Source organism: Hydrogenophaga sp. BPS33, assembly GCF_009859475.1.
In the GTDB taxonomy this organism is placed as follows: Bacteria; Pseudomonadota; Gammaproteobacteria; order Burkholderiales; family Burkholderiaceae_C; genus Hydrogenophaga.
The window spans coordinates 2,014,439-2,031,979 of the sequence record NZ_CP044549.1 but is presented as its reverse complement, the minus strand read 5'-3'; the positions used below and the strand labels follow the sequence as shown (position 1 = coordinate 2,031,979).

General features: G+C 63.3%; 19 protein-coding genes. All 19 read right to left on the bottom strand.

Annotated elements, in window-relative coordinates; genetic code table 11:
• Positions 1-2 precede the first annotated feature (2 nt).
• The 19 genes from nagZ to F9K07_RS09500 all read right to left on the bottom strand — a co-directional run bounded on the left by nagZ (position 3) and on the right by F9K07_RS09500 (position 17,524).
• Positions 3-1,097, bottom strand: a complete 1,095-nt coding sequence (gene nagZ / locus F9K07_RS09590; protein WP_159592015.1) for a beta-N-acetylhexosaminidase — start codon at positions 1,095-1,097, stop codon at positions 3-5.
• Between the two features lie 18 nt (positions 1,098-1,115).
• Positions 1,116-1,508, bottom strand: coding sequence for a holo-ACP synthase (acpS, locus tag F9K07_RS09585; protein ID WP_159592012.1), 393 nt, complete (start codon positions 1,506-1,508; stop codon positions 1,116-1,118).
• Positions 1,505-2,275, bottom strand: coding sequence for a pyridoxine 5'-phosphate synthase (locus F9K07_RS09580; protein WP_159592010.1), 771 nt, complete (start codon positions 2,273-2,275; stop codon positions 1,505-1,507). Before F9K07_RS09580 ends, acpS begins: the two co-directional genes overlap by 4 nt.
• A complete protein-coding gene (gene recO, locus F9K07_RS09575; RefSeq protein WP_159592007.1) occupies positions 2,272-3,090 on the bottom strand; it encodes a DNA repair protein RecO in 819 nt (272 codons plus the stop codon). Before recO ends, F9K07_RS09580 begins: the two co-directional genes overlap by 4 nt.
• Before the next feature lie 35 nt (positions 3,091-3,125).
• A complete protein-coding gene (gene era / locus F9K07_RS09570) occupies positions 3,126-4,139 on the bottom strand; it encodes a GTPase Era (RefSeq protein ID WP_159592004.1) in 1,014 nt (337 codons plus the stop codon).
• 4 nt (positions 4,140-4,143) lie between these two features.
• Entirely contained in the window at positions 4,144-4,899 is a 756-nt protein-coding gene (gene rnc / locus F9K07_RS09565) for a ribonuclease III (RefSeq protein WP_159592001.1), read from the bottom strand.
• A gap of 43 nt (positions 4,900-4,942) precedes the next feature.
• On the bottom strand, positions 4,943-5,290 hold the full coding sequence (locus tag F9K07_RS09560) for a DUF4845 domain-containing protein (RefSeq protein ID WP_159591998.1): 348 nt from the start codon (positions 5,288-5,290) through the stop codon (positions 4,943-4,945).
• A gap of 25 nt (positions 5,291-5,315) precedes the next feature.
• Positions 5,316-6,293, bottom strand: a complete 978-nt coding sequence (gene lepB, locus F9K07_RS09555) for a signal peptidase I (protein ID WP_159591995.1) — start codon at positions 6,291-6,293, stop codon at positions 5,316-5,318.
• Positions 6,293-8,101, bottom strand: coding sequence for a translation elongation factor 4 (gene lepA / locus F9K07_RS09550; protein WP_159591992.1), 1,809 nt, complete (start codon positions 8,099-8,101; stop codon positions 6,293-6,295). The genes lepB and lepA overlap by 1 nt, the downstream gene beginning before the upstream one ends.
• A gap of 509 nt (positions 8,102-8,610) precedes the next feature.
• A complete protein-coding gene (locus F9K07_RS09545; RefSeq protein WP_159591989.1) occupies positions 8,611-10,098 on the bottom strand; it encodes a DegQ family serine endoprotease in 1,488 nt (495 codons plus the stop codon).
• A gap of 58 nt (positions 10,099-10,156) precedes the next feature.
• Positions 10,157-11,251 carry a MucB/RseB C-terminal domain-containing protein gene (locus F9K07_RS09540; protein WP_159591986.1) on the bottom strand — a complete coding sequence of 365 codons (1,095 nt, stop codon included), beginning with the start codon at positions 11,249-11,251 and terminating at the stop codon, positions 10,157-10,159.
• Between the two features lie 6 nt (positions 11,252-11,257).
• Entirely contained in the window at positions 11,258-11,932 is a 675-nt protein-coding gene (locus tag F9K07_RS09535) for a sigma-E factor negative regulatory protein (RefSeq protein WP_159591983.1), read from the bottom strand.
• A 67-nt stretch (positions 11,933-11,999) separates the two neighbouring features.
• The gene (gene rpoE, locus F9K07_RS09530; RefSeq protein ID WP_159591980.1) at positions 12,000-12,641 is read right to left on the bottom strand and encodes an RNA polymerase sigma factor RpoE; all 642 of its coding nucleotides are present in this window, start codon (positions 12,639-12,641) and stop codon (positions 12,000-12,002) included.
• A gap of 34 nt (positions 12,642-12,675) precedes the next feature.
• The gene (locus F9K07_RS09525) at positions 12,676-13,134 is read right to left on the bottom strand and encodes a hypothetical protein (RefSeq protein WP_159591977.1); all 459 of its coding nucleotides are present in this window, start codon (positions 13,132-13,134) and stop codon (positions 12,676-12,678) included.
• A 34-nt stretch (positions 13,135-13,168) separates the two neighbouring features.
• Positions 13,169-14,413 carry a beta-ketoacyl-ACP synthase II gene (fabF, locus tag F9K07_RS09520; protein WP_159591974.1) on the bottom strand — a complete coding sequence of 415 codons (1,245 nt, stop codon included), beginning with the start codon at positions 14,411-14,413 and terminating at the stop codon, positions 13,169-13,171.
• 7 nt (positions 14,414-14,420) lie between these two features.
• Positions 14,421-14,660, bottom strand: a complete 240-nt coding sequence (gene acpP, locus F9K07_RS09515; RefSeq protein ID WP_137920249.1) for an acyl carrier protein — start codon at positions 14,658-14,660, stop codon at positions 14,421-14,423.
• 118 nt (positions 14,661-14,778) lie between these two features.
• Entirely contained in the window at positions 14,779-15,540 is a 762-nt protein-coding gene (gene fabG / locus F9K07_RS09510) for a 3-oxoacyl-ACP reductase FabG (RefSeq protein ID WP_159591971.1), read from the bottom strand.
• Between the two features lie 17 nt (positions 15,541-15,557).
• Positions 15,558-16,508: an ACP S-malonyltransferase gene (gene fabD, locus F9K07_RS09505; protein ID WP_159591968.1), complete on the bottom strand. Its 951-nt coding sequence runs from the start codon at positions 16,506-16,508 to the stop codon at positions 15,558-15,560.
• A gap of 38 nt (positions 16,509-16,546) precedes the next feature.
• The gene (locus F9K07_RS09500; RefSeq protein WP_159591966.1) at positions 16,547-17,524 is read right to left on the bottom strand and encodes a beta-ketoacyl-ACP synthase III; all 978 of its coding nucleotides are present in this window, start codon (positions 17,522-17,524) and stop codon (positions 16,547-16,549) included.
• Positions 17,525-17,541: the final 17 nt, after the last annotated feature.

The window sequence follows — 17,541 nt, the reverse complement described above, 5'->3', positions numbered from 1 at the left end:
CGTCATCCCGGCAACAGCGACAGCGCCTGCATGTAGCGCTCGCTGACCATCAGCGCATCCCAATCGGGCGACGCCAGGCGCGGCAGCAGCGCCAGGCGCCGCTCTTCGCTCGCCGCATTCGGTTGCCAGGCGCCCGTGAGCGCGGCCTGCGACAAGGCATCGATAGCCTCGTCGATCGGCGCTCCGCCCTCCACCACCGACTGGTTGCACAGCAACACCAGATCGCCGCCCGCCGCGAGCGCGGCCAGCGCGGCTTCGGGGAAACTCACCTCGCGCCCGCCGATCTGGCGCGCGGCGGCCATGCTCAGGTCGTCGCTGAAGATCGCGCCGGTGAAGCCCAGGCGGGCGCGCAGGATGTCCTGCAGCCAGCGAGATGAAAAGCCCGCCGGCCGCGGATCCACCTTGGCATAGATCACGTGCGCCGGCATCACCGCCTGCAGGCTCGCCGACAACCAGCCGTATGGCGCCGCGTCCTCGGCGAGGATGGCCTTGAGGCTGCGGCGGTCCACCGGCATCGCAAGGTGCGAGTCGGCCTTCACGAAGCCGTGGCCAGGAAAGTGTTTGCCGCAGTTGCCCATGCCGCTTTGCAGCAGGCCATGCATGAGGCTTTGGGCCAGCAGGGTGACGACGCGAGGATCCCGCGCAAAGGAACGGTCACCGATCACCGAGCTCTCGCCGTAGTCCAGGTCGAGCACTGGCGTAAAGCTCAGGTCCACACCACAGGCCCGCAGCTCGGCACCCAGCACATAGCCCGTGGCCACGGCGGCATTGCTTGCTTCCAGCGCAGCGGCCCCTTCGACATCGCCCGCTTTCGCGGCGCGCATCCACAACGCTCCCAGGCTGGCCATGGGTGGCAGGTGGGTGAAGCCATCGGTGCGAAAACGTTGAACGCGCCCACCTTCATGATCGACCGCGATGAGCAGGTCGTGCCGCACGGCCTTGATCTGGCGGCACAGCGCCGTGAGCTGTTCTCGGCTCTGCCAGTTGCGGCCAAACAGGATGACCCCGCCCACCAAGGGGTGGGCCAGGCGTTGGCGGTCGGCGGTGGTCAGGCTGTAGCCCGCCACGTCGATGATGAGAGGAGCGTGTGCGTGCATGGAATAGGAAAAAAAGGGTCAGTCGCGTTCCACCACCACGAAGCTCGCGGCGTAGTCGGTTTCGTCGGTCACGGTCACGTGGGCGCGCAAGCCCTGCGCCTCGAACCAGGTTTTGAGATCGCCGTGCAACACGATCACCGGCTGCCCACTGGGCAGGTTGTTGATTTCACAGCTGCGCCACGTCATCGGCATGCGCATGCCCATGCCCACGGCCTTCGAGAACGCTTCCTTGGCCGAAAAACGCGTGGCCAGGTAACGCACGCCCCGCTGCGGCCAGCGCGCGCTGCGCTTTTGCCAGACGGTGAACTCCGCATCGCTCAGCACCTTGCGCACGAAGCGCTCGCCCTGGCGCTGCAACACGGCCTCGATGCGCCGGATGTCGCAAATATCGGTACCGATGCCGACGATCATCTCGCGTCGCGGATGCAGCGGTTGTAGGCGGCGATGGTCTGGGCGTAACCCAGTTCCAGCGCATCCGAGATCAAGGCATGTCCGATCGACACCTCGCGCAGTCCGGGCACCGCGCGCACGAAGGCGCTGAGGTTCTCGCGGTTCAGGTCGTGCCCGGCATTGACCCCCAGGCCCGCGTCGAGCGCGGCCTGCGCGGCAGATCGAAAACGTTCGAGCTGGGCATCGCGCTGCGGTGAATGCCAGGCGGCGGCATAAGGCTCGGTGTAGAGTTCGACGCGATCGGCCCCCACCGCCCTGGCGGCCGCCATCTGGCCGGGCTCGGCGTCCATGAACAGGCTCACGCGGGCGCCCAGCGCCTGGGCCTCCGCAATCAAGGGGCGCAGGCGTTCGACATCGGCCGGGAAGCTCCAGCCGTGATCGCTGGTGAATTGCCCCTCGCTGTCGGGCACGAAGGTGACCTGCTGCGGTCGCACGTCGCGCACGAAACCCATCAGGTTGTGAAACGGATTGCCTTCGATATTGAACTCGCGGTCTGGCCAAGCCTTGAGCAACTCGGCCAGATCGTGCACGTCGTGCGCACGGATGTGGCGCTCGTCCGGCCTGGGATGCACCGTGATGCCCTGCGCGCCGGCCTGCAGGCACAGGGTGGCCGCGCGCGTGACCGACGGAATGCCCAAGTGGCGGGTGTTGCGCACCAGGGCGACTTTGTTGAGATTGACCGACAGCGCGGTGGCCGAAGGCTGCGGAGGGCTGGAAACCACGGTCATGGTGCGAGGGGTGTCGGTGGGGATTCGGAAACAGTGTCCACGTCGGGGCCAGCGGTTGGGCGATGCCGGGTCATGGCTTGCACGTCCAACATCAGCTGGCGTGTCTTGAACACGCGCACGCCGCAATGGTAGTGCAGCAGGTTGCGCAGCGGCAGCCGCAGGGCTTGCAAACATGCGGCGCAGGCCCGCAGCGTCGGAACGAAAGGCGCTGGCTGGTCCATGGCCGACTGCAGATCCATCCATTGTTCACCGGTGAGCGCCTGGCGCTCACCCGCTTGCGCCAGGCTCAGCCCGCTTTCGTGTCCGAGCAGGTAGCGCTGCTCGGGGTCGAGCTCGGCCAGCGTATTGCCCTCGTGCGCAAGGTCGGGCAACACGCCGATATCGCGCAGCAGGAGCAGCTCGAAAGCGCGCAACACCAGTTCCTGCGCATCGCTTTTTTCCGCCAGCAGCTGCACCGCCGTGGCGAAGTGGTCGAACAGCCGCTCGTGCGGATCGTCCCGCGCGAGCAAGCGCATGAGCAGTTCGTTGAGGTAGCTGCCCGAAATCAGCGCCTCGCCGGTGGGCATGACGTGCCCACCGAGCCAGTGCGCGGCCTTGAGCGTGCGCACCTCCGCATCGCCCGACCAAGACAGCTGCAGCGGCTGCAAGGGCAGCAACACCGGGCGAAACTGCGAGGTGGGGCGCTTCACGCCCTTGGCCACCAGGGCAATACGGCCGTGGTGGCGGGTGAAGACCTCCAGCACGAGGCTGGTCTCGCTCCAGTCGTAGCGGTGCAGGACGAATGCCGGTTCTTCGGAATATCGCTTCAGGGCCATGGCGTCCGGCGGCGGGCGCGTCGAAGCATTGCGGCTTACTCGTAGCCGAACGAGCGCACGCGCGCATCGTCATCGGCCCAGCCTGAGCGCACCTTCACCCAGAGCTCCAGGAACACCTTGCAATCCCAGAGTTTCTCCAGCTCTTGCCGGGCCTCGGTGCCAATGCGTTTGAGCTTCTCGCCCTTCTCGCCAATCACCATGCCCTTGTGGCCTTCGCGTTCCACCACGATGGTGGCGGCGATGCGTTTGAGCGAGCCCTCTTCCTCGAACTTGTCGATGATCACGGTCGAGGTGTAGGGCAGTTCGTCGCCGGTCAGGCGAAACAGCTTTTCGCGCACCATTTCGGCGGCCATGAAGCGCTCGCTGCGGTCGGTCAGATCGTCCGGATCGTGCATCCAGGGTTGCTGCGGCAGGTACTTCTCGCAGATGCCGAACAGCCGTTCGATGTCCTTCGAGGCCTTGGCCGACATGGGCACGAACTCGGCAAACGGGTGGCGCTCCTGCATCGACCGCAACCACGGCGCAAGGTCGCCGCGCCGGTGCACCAGATCGAACTTGTTGGCCACCAGCATGGCGGGCACGTTGGCCGGCAACATGGACAGCGCCTTGGCATCGGCCAGGTTGAAGTGGCCGGCTTCGACGACAAAAAGAATCAAATCGACGTCGTTCACCGCCCCCAGCACGGTCTTGTTCAGCGCGCGGTTGAGCGCGTTACCGTGGCGGGTCTGAAAGCCTGGCGTGTCGACGAACACGAACTGCGTGGAGCCCAAGGTGCGGATGCCCGTGATGCGGTGGCGCGTGGTCTGGGCCTTGCGCGAGGTGATGCTGACCTTCTGACCCACGAGTGCGTTGAGCAAGGTGGACTTGCCCACGTTGGGCTTGCCGACGATGGCCACGTAACCGCAGCGCTGCTGCGCGGGATCGACGGGCGCCTCTTCAGGAACACCCTCGGCCGTGGCAGCAGGACCGGCGGCGTCCTTGCCCAGGGCCTGCGCCAGCATGGCGTCCAGGTCGGGATTGGCAGGCGGGGAAGCAGGGGAGGAAGACATACATTCAGCGCCGTGGCTGGCCGGGCGTTGGGGTCGTGGAAGAAGAGCCTGGGAACACGCTGGAAGCCCCCTTGGACGGCGGCAGCGCCGCGATGAGGTGTTGAAACATGGCGGCAGCGGCAGCCTGCTCACCAGCCCGACGCGACGCACCGATGCCGCGTTCGCTGTGCCCGGTCTCGGTGACGGTGCACTCGACGTCAAACGTCTGCTTGTGCGCCTCGCCGAGCGTGGCCACCACGCGGTAGACCGGCAACTTCATTTTGCGCGCCTGCAACCACTCCTGCAATTCGGTCTTGGCATCCTTGCCCATGGCGCTCATCTGCGCATTGAGTTCGATGTTGCTGTATAGCCGGTGCACCAAGGCTGCTGCGATTTCAAATCCGGCGTCGAGGTACACCGCCCCGATCAGCGCCTCCAGTGCGTCGGCCAGGATGGAGGGCCGCTTGTGTCCGCCGGAACGCTTTTCCCCATCGCCCAGGCGCAGTCCCGTCGAAAGCCCCAAACCGGAAGCGATCTGGAACAAGGTGTCTTGCTTGACGAGATTCGCTCGCACCCGAGACAAATCGCCCTCGGGCAACTGGCTCAGTTTTTCGAACAACAGGCCGGACACCGCCAAGCTGAGCACAGAGTCGCCCAGAAACTCCAGCCGCTCGTTGTGGTCGGCCGAGAAGCTGCGGTGCGTCAGGGCACGTTCGAGCAACCGGGGATTGGCAAAAACATGTTGGAGGCGCTTCTGCAGCGCCTGAAGCTCGGGACTCAAAGGAAGCAGCGCCTGCCAGGACGCGGCCGGTCCGTCTCGTATTTCATTTCGACTGGCCTTCGTATTTCATCACCAGGTGCGCGGGACCGGCCAGGTGGATTTCGCGCGTGTAGGCAAACGACACCACCACGCGGTCCCCCGCCTTGCCCACGGTCAGGTCCTTGCCCGCGATGGAGCGGATGTCGTCGATCTGAGCGGCCTTGTCGAAGAGGTTGCGCACATCGGCCACGGTGGTGCCCGCCGCCGCCTTTTGTACCGCCTTCTGCACGGCCATGTATTCGATGTAGGTGGGCGCGACCTGCGCCAGCACCACACCCGAATAGACGATGACGACACCGACGATAAGCAGGCCGACGAACGTCATTCCTTTTTGCTGCCGCTTCAGATTCATGGTCTTCGCTCCAGAGGCTACACGGTTACTCGAACGATCCGATTCGGCCCAGGTCGCCGAAATTCATCCAGACAAAGAACGCCTTGCCCACGATGTTGGCTTCGGGGACAAAGCCCCAATAGCGTGAATCGAGGGAATTGTCGCGATTGTCACCCATCATGAAATAGTGGCCCGCGGGTACCTTGCAGGTCACGCCTTCGACGGAATAGCGGCATTGATCCAGGAACGGGAAGTCGGTGCTGCGCTGAATGAAGGAAGCGCGGTCGTCGTCATTGAGCGTGTTGTAGCTGCGCCCACCCATCGTCTCGCGGAACTGGCGCGCGTAACGCATGCTGTCGTTGTCAAAGAAATCGGGCTGTTTTTCCCGCGGCACCAACTGGCCGTTGACCGTGAGCTGCTTGTTCAGATAGGCCACCTCGTCACCGGGCACACCAACCACGCGCTTGATGTAATCCAGGCTCGGCTGGGGTGGGTAACGGAACACCATCACGTCGCCACGCTGAGGGGTGTGGTTGTCGAACAGCTTGGTGTTGAACACCGGCAGACGCACGCCATAGTGAAACTTGTTCACCAGGATCAGGTCACCCACACGCAAGGTGGGAATCATGGAGCCGGATGGAATCTTGAACGGTTCGTAGAGGAACGAACGCAGCACGAACACCGCCAGGATCACCGGAAACAAGCCCGCCGTCCAATCCAGCCACCAGGGTTGCGCCAGCAATTTCTGGCGGGTCGCATCCACATCGCCTTCGATGTTGGTGAAACCCTGTTTGAGCAAAGCGTCCTTGCGCGTGTTGTGCTCGTCGACCACGCGCTTCGCTGCGCGCCGGCGCCTGGGCAGAAACACCAGCTTGTCGGCCACCCAATAAACGCCGGTCACGAGGGTCGCCAGCATCAGGAGCACGGCGAAATTGCCTTCGAGCAGTCCGGTGTACCAGGCGCCGGCGTAGGCGGCGAGCGCCGCCAGGATCACGGCCGTGATCGTTCCCATGACCGCCTGCATCAGTCTTGCACCTGCAAAATCGCGAGGAACGCCTCTTGGGGCACTTCGACCGAGCCGATCTGTTTCATGCGCTTCTTGCCTGCTTTCTGTTTTTCGAGGAGTTTGCGTTTGCGGGTGATGTCACCGCCGTAGCATTTTGCCAGCACGTTCTTGCGCAGCGCCTTGATCGTTTCGCGAGCAATCACATTGCCGCCAATGGCGGCCTGGATCGCCACGTCGAACATCTGGCGGCTGATGATCTCACGCATCTTGGCCGCCACGGCGCGGCCCCGGTACTGCGCTTGCGTGCGGTGCACGATGATGGACAACGCATCGACCTTCTCGCCGTTGAGCAGGATGTCGACTTTCACCACGTCGGAGGCGCGGTACTCCTTGAACTCGTAGTCCATGGACGCATAGCCCCGGCTGACCGACTTCAGTTTGTCGAAGAAGTCGAGCACGATCTCGCCCAGCGGCATGTCGTAAGTCAACATGACCTGCTTGCCGTGGTACGCCATGTTGAGCTGCACGCCGCGCTTCTGGTTCGCCAGCGTCATCACCGCCCCCACATACTCCTGCGGCATGTATAGATGCACCGTGACGATGGGTTCGCGAATCTCTTCAATGCGTCCCTGCTCGGGCATCTTGGACGGGTTCTCGACCATGATGGTCTCGCCATCGGGCTTGACCACCTGGTAGACCACGCTCGGCGCGGTGGTGATCAGATCCTGATCGAACTCGCGCTCCAGGCGCTCCTGCACGATCTCCATGTGCAACAGGCCCAGGAAGCCGCATCGGAAGCCGAAGCCCAAGGCTTGGGACACCTCGGGCTCGTAGTGCAGCGAAGCATCGTTGAGCTTGAGTTTTTCCAGCGCATCGCGCAGCGCGTCGTACTGATTGGCCTCGGTGGGGTAGAGGCCAGCGAACACCTGGGGCTGCACTTCCTTGAAGCCTGGCAACGCTTCGGCAGCAGGGCCGGCGTTGTTGGGCAGTTTCTTTTCCAATGTGATGGTGTCACCCACCTTGGCCGCCTGCAACTCCTTGATGCCCGCGATGATGTAGCCCACCTCTCCCGCCTCCAAGGACTCCCGGGCCTCGTTGGCCGGCGTGAACACGCCAAGGTTGTCGGCGTTGTAGACCGTGTTGGTCGCCATCATCTTGAAGCGCTCGCCTTTGAGCAGACGACCATCGACCACACGCACCAGCATCACAACGCCCACATAGGCGTCGTACCAACTGTCCACGATCATGGCGCGCAGGGGCGCATCGGGATTTCCCTTGGGCGATGGGATGCGCGCGACCACCGCTTCCAGTATGTCTTCCACACCCATGCCGGTCTTGGCGGAACACGGAATGGCGTCGGTGGCATCGATGCCGATCACGTCCTCGATCTCGCTCTTGGCGTTGTCCGGATCGGCGTTGGGCAGATCCATCTTGTTGAGCACCGGCACGACTTCCACCCCCAGGTCGAGTGCGGTGTAGCAGTTGGCCACCGTCTGCGCTTCCACCCCCTGGCTCGCGTCCACCACCAGCAACGCACCCTCACATGCCGACAGCGAGCGCGATACCTCGTACGAGAAGTCCACGTGCCCGGGCGTGTCGATCAGATTGAGGTTGTAGACCTTGCCATCGCGCGCCTTGTACTTCAGCGCCGCAGTCTGCGCCTTGATGGTGATGCCGCGCTCTTTCTCGATGTCCATCGAGTCGAGCACCTGTTCGCTCATCTCGCGGTCGCTCAATCCACCGCACCGAGAAATGATGCGATCGGCAAGTGTGGACTTGCCATGGTCGATGTGCGCGATGATCGAAAAATTGCGGATGTGGTTCATCAAAAAGGGCGGCTCGGACACAGGAAAAACCGCACATTCTCAGGGAACGGGCGGCCATAAAAAAGGGCGCGTCAGCTGCTGACGCGCCCATAACCAACAATCAATGGCAACTGCGATAGTTGGGGTTTCATTGTAGGCAAAAAGCCCAGAATGCAAACCACAGAACCACCGCTTTTGCCTCGTTGCAGCGCAGCAACAACCAAGTTATACACAGATCATCCACAGCATTTTCAAACAACCTGCGAGGCGACTGTGGATGACCTGGGGGCTTCTTCCACCACTCCCACATCGTGGATTGAAGAAGCCCGTCGACATGGGAATCCGATCAGAATGGGCAGCATTTTAGCGAATTCGGTCATGAGACTCGCCGCGATTGTAAGCATTCACTAACAAAAAATTCCGGCGCAACGGCCATCGCTCAGGAAAACCCAGTGTGGCGAATAGACCACCACCCAGAAAAAACCCCCAATCCCAATCGGAACCGGGGGTTATTGACCCGAAACGGGGGCTCAACGTGGTGCACGGATCACGGCGTACTGCGCCCACTCGCCACGGCGGAACAGCACGTTGACAGGACGCGACTTGTCGAGCTTGCCCAGTGCAGCCTCGACATCCTTGATGCTCGCCGTCTCGGCATTGGCGATGGCAACGATCACGTCACCTTCGCGCAGGCCCGCGCGTGCGGCGGGCCCCTCGGCCGACGCCACACGCACACCCCCCTTGAGATTGAGTTCCTTCTTCTCTGCTGCGGTCAGTTCGGCGAGGCTCAAACCCAACGATTGCAGCAAGTTGCTCGACTGCGCCTTGGGGGGTTCGGGCGTCGTGGCGCGAGCGGTTGAACGCTCGGGCTCGAGTTCGGCCACCGTGATCGCCAATTCGCGCTGGCTGCCGCGGCGAAATACCGTCATGCTGCTTTTGTTGCCGGGCTTTGTGTTGCTCACCAAGCGCGGCAGATCGATCGACTTCTCGATCTCCTTGCCATCGAACTTCAGGATGATGTCCCCGGGCTCCACGCCGGCCTTGGCGGCAGGCGAATTGGGCTCCACCCCGCGCACCAGCGCTCCCTTGGCCTGGCCCAAGCCGATCGATTCGGCCACGTCCTTGCTGACTTGATCGATCTGCACGCCAATGCGTCCGCGCGTCACGCGGCCCGTCGATCGGAGCTGATCCGACACACGCACGGCTTCGTCGATCGGGATCGCGAAGGAAATACCCTGGAAGCCGCCCGAGCGCGAATAGATCTGGCTGTTGATGCCCACCACCTCACCGCGCATGTTGATCAGCGGCCCGCCCGAGTTGCCAGGGTTGATGGCCACGTCGGTCTGGATGAAGGGCAGGAAATCGCCTGTGTCGCGCTGCTTGGCACTCACGATGCCGGCGGTGACCGAGTTCTCCAGGCCGAAGGGCGAACCGATCGCCATCACCCACTCGCCGACGCGCAAGCGACCGATGTCGCCGATTTTCACGGCGGCCAATCCGGTCGCCTCGATCTTGACCACGGCCACGTCGGTGCGCTTGTCGGCGCCCACCACCCTGGCTTTGAATTCGCGCTTGTCCGGCAAGGTCACGATCAGCTCGTCCGCACCCTCCACCACGTGTGCGTTGGTCATGATGAGGCCGTCTGCACTCAGGATGAAGCCCGATCCCACACCCCGCGGCTGCGCCTCTTCGGAAGGCGCGCGTTCCTGCCGCGGGCCGCGCGGCGTCATTCCCGGAGGGACAGGAATGCCGAAGCGTTTGAAGAACTCCAGCATCTGCTCGTCAGGACTCGAGCCGGCCGAGCCGTCGCGGCTGGCGCGCTCCAGTGTGCGGATGTTGACCACCGATGGACCCACCATGTCCACCAGATCGGTGAAGTCCGGCAAGCCGCGCACACTGGCGGCAGGCGGAACGGTTGGCACGACTTGCGCAGCGGCAGGCGCCTGCAACACCAAGCCGCTACCGGCAGCCATCAGCAAAGCCATCAACGAAGGCCGAACAGAACGGATGTGCGTCATGTAGATCCTTTGACACCAAAACAGATGCAGGAAAGCCAGCGTTTCGCAGACGCGGGCCTCAAGGGCGCGTGCGCTCCAGCGACAGGGCAAAGCGGCGCAGGGTCGCGGGAGGCACCTCGCCCAACACCGTGAGCCAATGGTCTCCCACACGCCGGTTGACCGAATGCGTGGCACCGACGATTGCCGATGACTCCGCGAGGTGGCGCTGCGGGTCGAACGGCTCCACAAACAGAGAGACAGAGGCCAGCCCATCGGAAAACACCCACTGCATGGGGGCCATGCCAGGCCCCTTCGCCGTGGACCCGGGCACCTCGCGCGTGTGGCAACTCATGGGCGTGAAACCTGGAACGGACTCGCTCAAGCGCCACCCTTCTGCCTCGGCCGTCGTCTTTTTCAGCACGGGCTTGTGCACCTCGTAGCCGCGGGTTTCCTTCATGAGCCGTTTGAGCTTGTCCATGCTGACGGGCGCATCCATTTGCAGCTCGGAAAACGCCACCTGCTCCAGAACAGCGCCCTGTCCCCCCAAGGTCTGCAGCTTCACCACGAGACCGGTTTGTTGCTCCGACCAGATGCGGTAGCCAAAGCGCAAGTCATCGCGTGGCAGGAGTTCCACCATGTCGGCCAAATGGCCTGCGACGCGCTGCGCCCCGATCTCGCGCACGCTGTAGAACTGCTCGATCTGATTCCCGGGCCTGCCGAGAAACTCCGGGAACATGCCCAACGATTCCCGCTTCTCGACAAATGCGGTTTTCGATTCGGGCACAAAGGTGATGACTTCCTTGTTGCGGCGAATGGTGGTTCGGGGCGCCCCCGTGAGCGTGTCCACGCGTTCCATCTGCTGCGAGCCGTCGCACACATGCCAGATTTTTGAAGCGGACATGGCCGACCCTGCGGACACCACCAAGGTGCCGATGTAGGCGCGACGTTGCGATGCCTCGTGCAAGCGCGTGAGCCACTCGCTCACGCTGCGCGTGCCATCGGTTGCCGCGGGAGCGCTCTGCTGCCCGTGTACCGGCAAGACGAATCCCGAGGCCAACGCGACCAGTACCACCAAACTCCAACGCCGGACACGGGGCCGTTTCGAGAATGGCAGGAAGTGCCATGCCGAACGAACCTCGCGATTGGCCACGGGCAGAGACAAGATAGACGTCATGGATTCTCAGCGTCCTGCGGCATCGTAAGTCGCGCTTCGGATGAACCCTGTGGGCATCTGAAGCGCAGACATGCCGCCATTCTGGCGGTGTTCGGCCAGGAGTTCCTCAAGGCGGGCATCTCGGATCAACGGACCTTGCCCCGTGTTCACGACGACGGTGGTCGAGGGTTGCACGGCCGGCGATGGTGGCGTCGCGACCACAGTGGCAGAGGCTGGCGCCACGGCCAGTTGGGGATCGACCGCACCGGGTCCACCAGGTGCACTGCTCAGGACAGACCAGCTGACCGCCATCACCGCCGCCAACGAAGCCATGCCCGCGACAAGCTGCCACCGAAACACCGCATCGTTCGCCGCGGGCGCACGCGCGGCCACGCTTGGTGGCTGGGATGGCACGACAGGCATCGTTTCGGTTTGGAGGCGCCCGCGCACACCGGCGAGAAAATCGCCCGGCCTGCACGTCATCTCCGAAGCAGCGGTGTCGCCGCGCAGCACATGTCCAATCAGCTGGTAGGTGTGCCATTTCTCGAGCACATCTTCAGCGCCCTGGTCCGGCGCAAACAACGCGGCGAGCTGGTCGTCGTCGACCTCACCATCCACCAGGGCGGACAACATCTGCTCTGGCGAACGATGGCCAGCGTCTTCCTGAAACGGAGGATTCAAACTGACTTTTACGGCATTCATGATGACTTCCTGAACATCCCAAATTTACGGGGCCAGTCGCGACCCTGTCGGGCGCACTCTGCCTCTCCTACCAGCGTTTCCCAGTCTGGCGCTCCAGCATGGGTTTGATCCGCCCCGAAATGGCCTCGCGTGCTCGAAATATCCGGGAGCGCACGGTTCCGATGGGACACTCCAGTGCGGTAGCAATTTCTTCGTAACTCAAGCCCTCGATCTCTCGCAGGGTGATCGCCATGCGCAACTCTTCGGGCAGCGCATCCATGGCCGCATTGACGGCCTGGGCAATTTCCTTGCTGGCCAGCACCGCTTCGGGCGTCTCGGCATCGGCCGCTCCCGAATTTAGTTCGCGTTCCGGGGCGGAAGTTTCATCGTCGTCCCCGGATTTCATTTGCGACTGGTACACCAGCGGATCGCGCTTGAGCTCCAGCAGTTGCTTCTTGGCCGTGTTGACCGCGATGCGGTACAGCCAGGTATAGAACTGGGCGTCTCCTCGGAACTGCGCCAGCGCGCGGTAGGCCCGTATAAAGGTTTCCTGTGCGATGTCCTGCACCAGATCCGAGTCGCGCACCATGCGCCCGATGAGGCGCTCCACGCGGCGCTGGTACTTCACCACCAACATCTCGAACGCCCGCTGCTCTCCCGCGAGCGTGCGCTGCACCAGCATGACATCGCTATCAGGCGGTTGGGGAGCGGTGTGGTCTTCGGGTGTCATGCGCGCGGAAATATAACCCAGTGGTTTGTGGCCATCAGGTATGTGCCACCAAGGCACGGCGCAGGTCTGGCCAGCGTGCGGGGTCGCGTCTGCGCTCTACCCAGACCCAGCGCGTGAAAGTGCCGGCACTGTGCAGACAGAGAAGGATGCGGTTTTGCATGTCCAGCGACACCACCACCCGCGGCAAGGGGACGCTGTCAGCAGCAGCCGAGCCACGCCACACCCACGCCCCCGACCTGGAGAGTTCTTGCGATGGAGCTGCCACATCCCAGCGCAAAGCGCCCACAGGCGAGTGCCACCAGCCCCATGCGGCAAAGGCCCACCACAACAGACCGGCCGCGGCACCCAGTCCGCCCTGCCAGCCACGGTGCGACCCGACACCGAGGAACCACCGCCCCAGGACCAACGCCCCCAACAAGCCCAGCGCCACCAGCAGACCCGCATAGAAGCGGCAGCGCCCCACCGGATATGTCACCGATGGGGCGCTGACCATGCGGACGGAAAAATGGATCAGATCGACAATGCGTTCAGACGCGCCGGAACACCAACGTCCCATTGGTCCCGCCGAAACCGAAATTGTTCTTCACGGCCACGTCGATCTTCACATCCCGCGCGGTGTTCGCGCAATAGTCCAGATCGCACTCCGGGTCCTGGTTGAAGATATTGATGGTCGGCGGCACCTTCTGGTGATGGATCGACAGCACGGTGAACACCGACTCGATGCCACCCGCGCCACCCAGCAAATGGCCCGTCATCGACTTCGTTGAACTGACCACCAGCTTCTTCGCGTGGTCCCCCAACGCAGCCTTGATGGCGTTCGTTTCGTTGATATCACCCAGCGGCGTGGAGGTGCCGTGCGCATTCAGATAGTCCACCTGATCGGCATTGATGCCGGCATTGCGCATCGCGCTCAACATGGCCCGGCGAGGGCCGTCCATGTTGGGTGCCGTCATGTGGCCGGCATCGGCACTCATGCCAAAGCCGCCCAACTCGGCATAGATCTTCGCACCGCGTGCCTTGGCGTGCTCATACTCTTCCAGCACCATGACGCCAGCACCTTCGCCCAAGACAAAACCGTCCCGGTCCTTGTCCCAGGGACGCGAAGCGGTCTTCGGATCATCGTTGCGGGTCGACAGGGCACGCATGGCGGCAAAGCCGCCAATGCCCAAGGGCGACACAGTGGCCTCGGAACCACCTGCGATCATCACGTCGGCATCACCGTACTCGATCATGCGACCCGCTTCCCCGATGCAGTGGAGCCCCGTGGTGCAAGCGGTGACAATGGCAATGTTTGGGCCTTTGAAGCCGAACTTCATCGACACATGGCCCGAGATCATGTTGATGATGGAGGCCGGCACGAAGAACGGCGTGATGCGCCGTGGTCCTCGGTTGGTCAGTTCGGTGTGCGTCTCTTCGATCAGCGGCAAACCGCCAATGCCCGAGCCGATCACGCAACCGATGCGGGTTGCCTGCTCGTCGTCCAACTGCTCGCCAACGGGGAGGCCCGAGTCCGCCACCGCCTGCATGGCCGCAGCCACTCCATAGTGGATGAAGGTATCCATCGTCCGCGCTTCCTTGGCGGTGATGTACTCATCCAGATTGAACCCCTTGACCTGTCCTGCGAACTTGCAGGCGAAGTTCGATGCGTCGAACCTCGTGATGAAGTCAATGCCGGACTGTCCGGCCAGGAGGTTGGCCCAGGAGTCTGCCACCGTGTTGCCCACGGGGCTGATGCAACCCAGGCCGGTCACGACGACACGGCGACGGCTCATCGGTGCTTCAGGCCTTCTGGTTGGCCATCGCGTAGTCGATGGCTTTTTGAACCGTGGTGATCTTCTCGGCTTCTTCGTCGGGGATCTCGATACCGAACTCGTCTTCGAGAGCCATCACCAGCTCAACCGTGTCCAGGGAATCGGCGCCCAAGTCGGCCACAAAGGCCTTTTCGTTCGTGACCTGCCCCTCTTCCACACCGAGTTGTTCGGCAATGATTTTCTTCACACGTGCTTCGATATCGCTCATAGGTCCCTCTGAGGGTTGTTGAAATACAGTCCGCCATTTTAGCCGTGCCAGGGGGAACGTCCCCCACACGGCCCGCCGGGCGGCTGACGCGGCTCAAAAATGCAAGATGCCCGCAGGTTCAGGACATGAACATGCCGCCATTGACGTGCAGCTCCTGCCCCGTCACATACGCGGCCTGCGGGCTCGCCAGATAGGCCACGGCATGCGCGATGTCCGCGGGCTTGCCCAGATGGCCCAACGGGATCTGCCCCAGCAAGGCCTTCTGCTGCTCTTCAGGCAGCGCGGCCGTCATGTCGGTTTCGATGAAACCGGGTGCCACGCAGTTCACCGTGATGCTGCGGCTGCCGAGCTCGCGCGCCAATGCGCGCGTCATGCCGGCCACGCCGGCCTTGGCCGCCGCATAGTTGGCCTGCCCAGCATTGCCCGACGCACCGACCACACTGGTGATGCTGATGATGCGGCCATAGCGCTGCTTCATCATGGGACGGATGGCGGCACGGCTCATGCGAAACACGGCCTTGAGATTGGTATCCAGCACCGCATCCCAATCGGCATCCTTCAGGCGCATGGCCAGCATGTCGCGCGTGATGCCTGCGTTGTTCACCAAAACCTGCAGCCCGCCATGGGTCTTGACGATCTCGTCGATCAAGGCCTCTGCCGCAGCCGCGTCGTTGACATCCAGCTTGGCACCGCGGCACCCACTCGACGCACCCGGCACAGCGGCCAAGGCGGCACCGATCTTGGCGGCGCCGTCGTCGGTGGTCGCCGTACCGATCACGATCAGGCCACGAGCCGCCAATTCGGCAGCGATCGCCGCGCCAATGCCGCGCGACGCGCCCGAGACCAAGGCCACTTGGCCTGCAAATTTGATTTCCGACATGATGGGTTCTCCAAGCGTCAGGCCAGCAGGGCCTGAACCTCTGCCAGCGTTGCGGGATCGAACAACGCCGCCCCCGTGAGCGAAGGGTCCACGCGCTTGACCATGGCGGTCAACGCCTTGCGAGGACCACATTCCACCACCGTATCGATGCCGCGGGCCTTGATCGCGCGGACACACTCCACCCATCGCACGGGCCCGAAAGCTTGCCGGTACAAGGCATCACGGATGCGGTCCGGATCGGACTCGACCAGGACATCGATGTTGTTGATCATCGGTATCTGCGGCGCCAGGAAAGTAGTGACCGCGAGCCTCTCCTTGAGCTTCTCCGCGGCAGGCTTCATCAGACTCGAATGGAATGGCGCAGACACCGGCAGTGGCAAAGTCCGCTTCGCACCCATGGCCCTCAGCATTTCGCAAGCCTTGTCAACAGCCGCCTTGCTGCCAGCGATCACCGTCTGCACAGGGTCGTTGAAGTTGACCGCCTCCACCACCTCGGCACTGTCGCGTGCGAACGTGGCCTGGGCCTCGCGACATCCTGCCGCCACCGCGTCGGCGCCGAGACCGAGCACGGCCGCCATGGCGCCGGTACCCGCAGGTACAGCATCCTGCATGGCTTGCGCACGAAAACGCACCAATGGCACGGCCTGCGCCAAGCTGAGCACACCCGCTGCCACCAGCGCGGAATACTCGCCCAAGGAATGCCCTGCAACCGCAGCCGGCAACGCGCCTCCCTCTGCGCGCCACACACGCCACGCAGCGATGCCAGCCACCAGCATCACCGGCTGGGTATTGATGGTCATGGCCAGCACGTCGGCGGGGCCTTCCCGGATCAACATGCCGATGTCTTCGCCCATGGCGTCCGACGATTCCTTCAATGTCTCCACCACGGCAGGGTGATCGGCCCATGCGTCGAGCATGCCCACGGACTGGGAGCCCTGACCAGGGAACACGAAAGCAAAATTTTTCATATGTCTTTTTGGGGAAGAGAGGAGCAACGCCCGCGGGATCAGAAATCCAGCAGCACCGAACCCCAGGTGAAACCACCGCCCACGCCTTCAAGCATCAGCGTGTCACCGCGCTGGACCTTGCCATCGCGCACCGCTTGATCGAGCGCGAGCGGGATCGAGGCGGCCGAGGTGTTGCCGTGCTGGTCGACCGTCACCACCACCTTGTCCTGCGCAAGCTTGAGCTTGCGCGCGGTGCTCAGCATGATGCGGATATTGGCTTGATGCGGGATCAGCCAATTGATGTCTTCGGTGGTCTTGCCGGCCTTGGCCAGCACGGTGCGCGCCGTCTCTTCGAGCACGCCCACGGCGAGCTTGAAGACCGCTTGCCCATCCATCTTGAGCAACGGATCGCCCAGAATCTGACCGCCCGATACATGGCCGGGGACGCACAGGATGCCCGTGTGCTTGCCGTCGGCATGGATGTCGGTGGCCAGGATCCCAGGCGTATCGGATGCCTCCAGCACAACCGCCCCCGCCCCGTCGCCAAACAGCACGCAGGTCGTGCGGTCGTTGAAATCGAGCAGGCGACTGAAGATCTCGGCGCCGACCACCAGAGCCTTGCTCGCGGTTCCGGAATGGATGAGCGAATCGGCCACGGTCAGCGCATAGATGAAGCCGCTGCAGACCGCCTGCACGTCAAACACCGGGCAACCCGCGACGCCCAGCTTGTGCTGCAGGATGGCCGCCGTGGACGGAAACACCATGTCGGGCGTCGACGTCGCAACGATGATCAGATCGATCTCGCCAGCCGCGACACCCGCGGCCTCCATCGCCTTGCGGCAGGCCTCCACGGCCAAGTCGCTCGCGTACACACCGTCGGCCACGAAATGGCGCGCTCGAATCCCCGTGCGCTCGACGATCCATTCGTCGCTGGTCTCCACGCCTCGGGGCGCCAGCAAGGCCACCATGTCGGCATTGGTCAAACGCTGGGGCGGCAGGCAACTGCCGGTGCCGGTGATGCGGGCGTAGCGTGTCATGAAGGCAATCGGGAAAT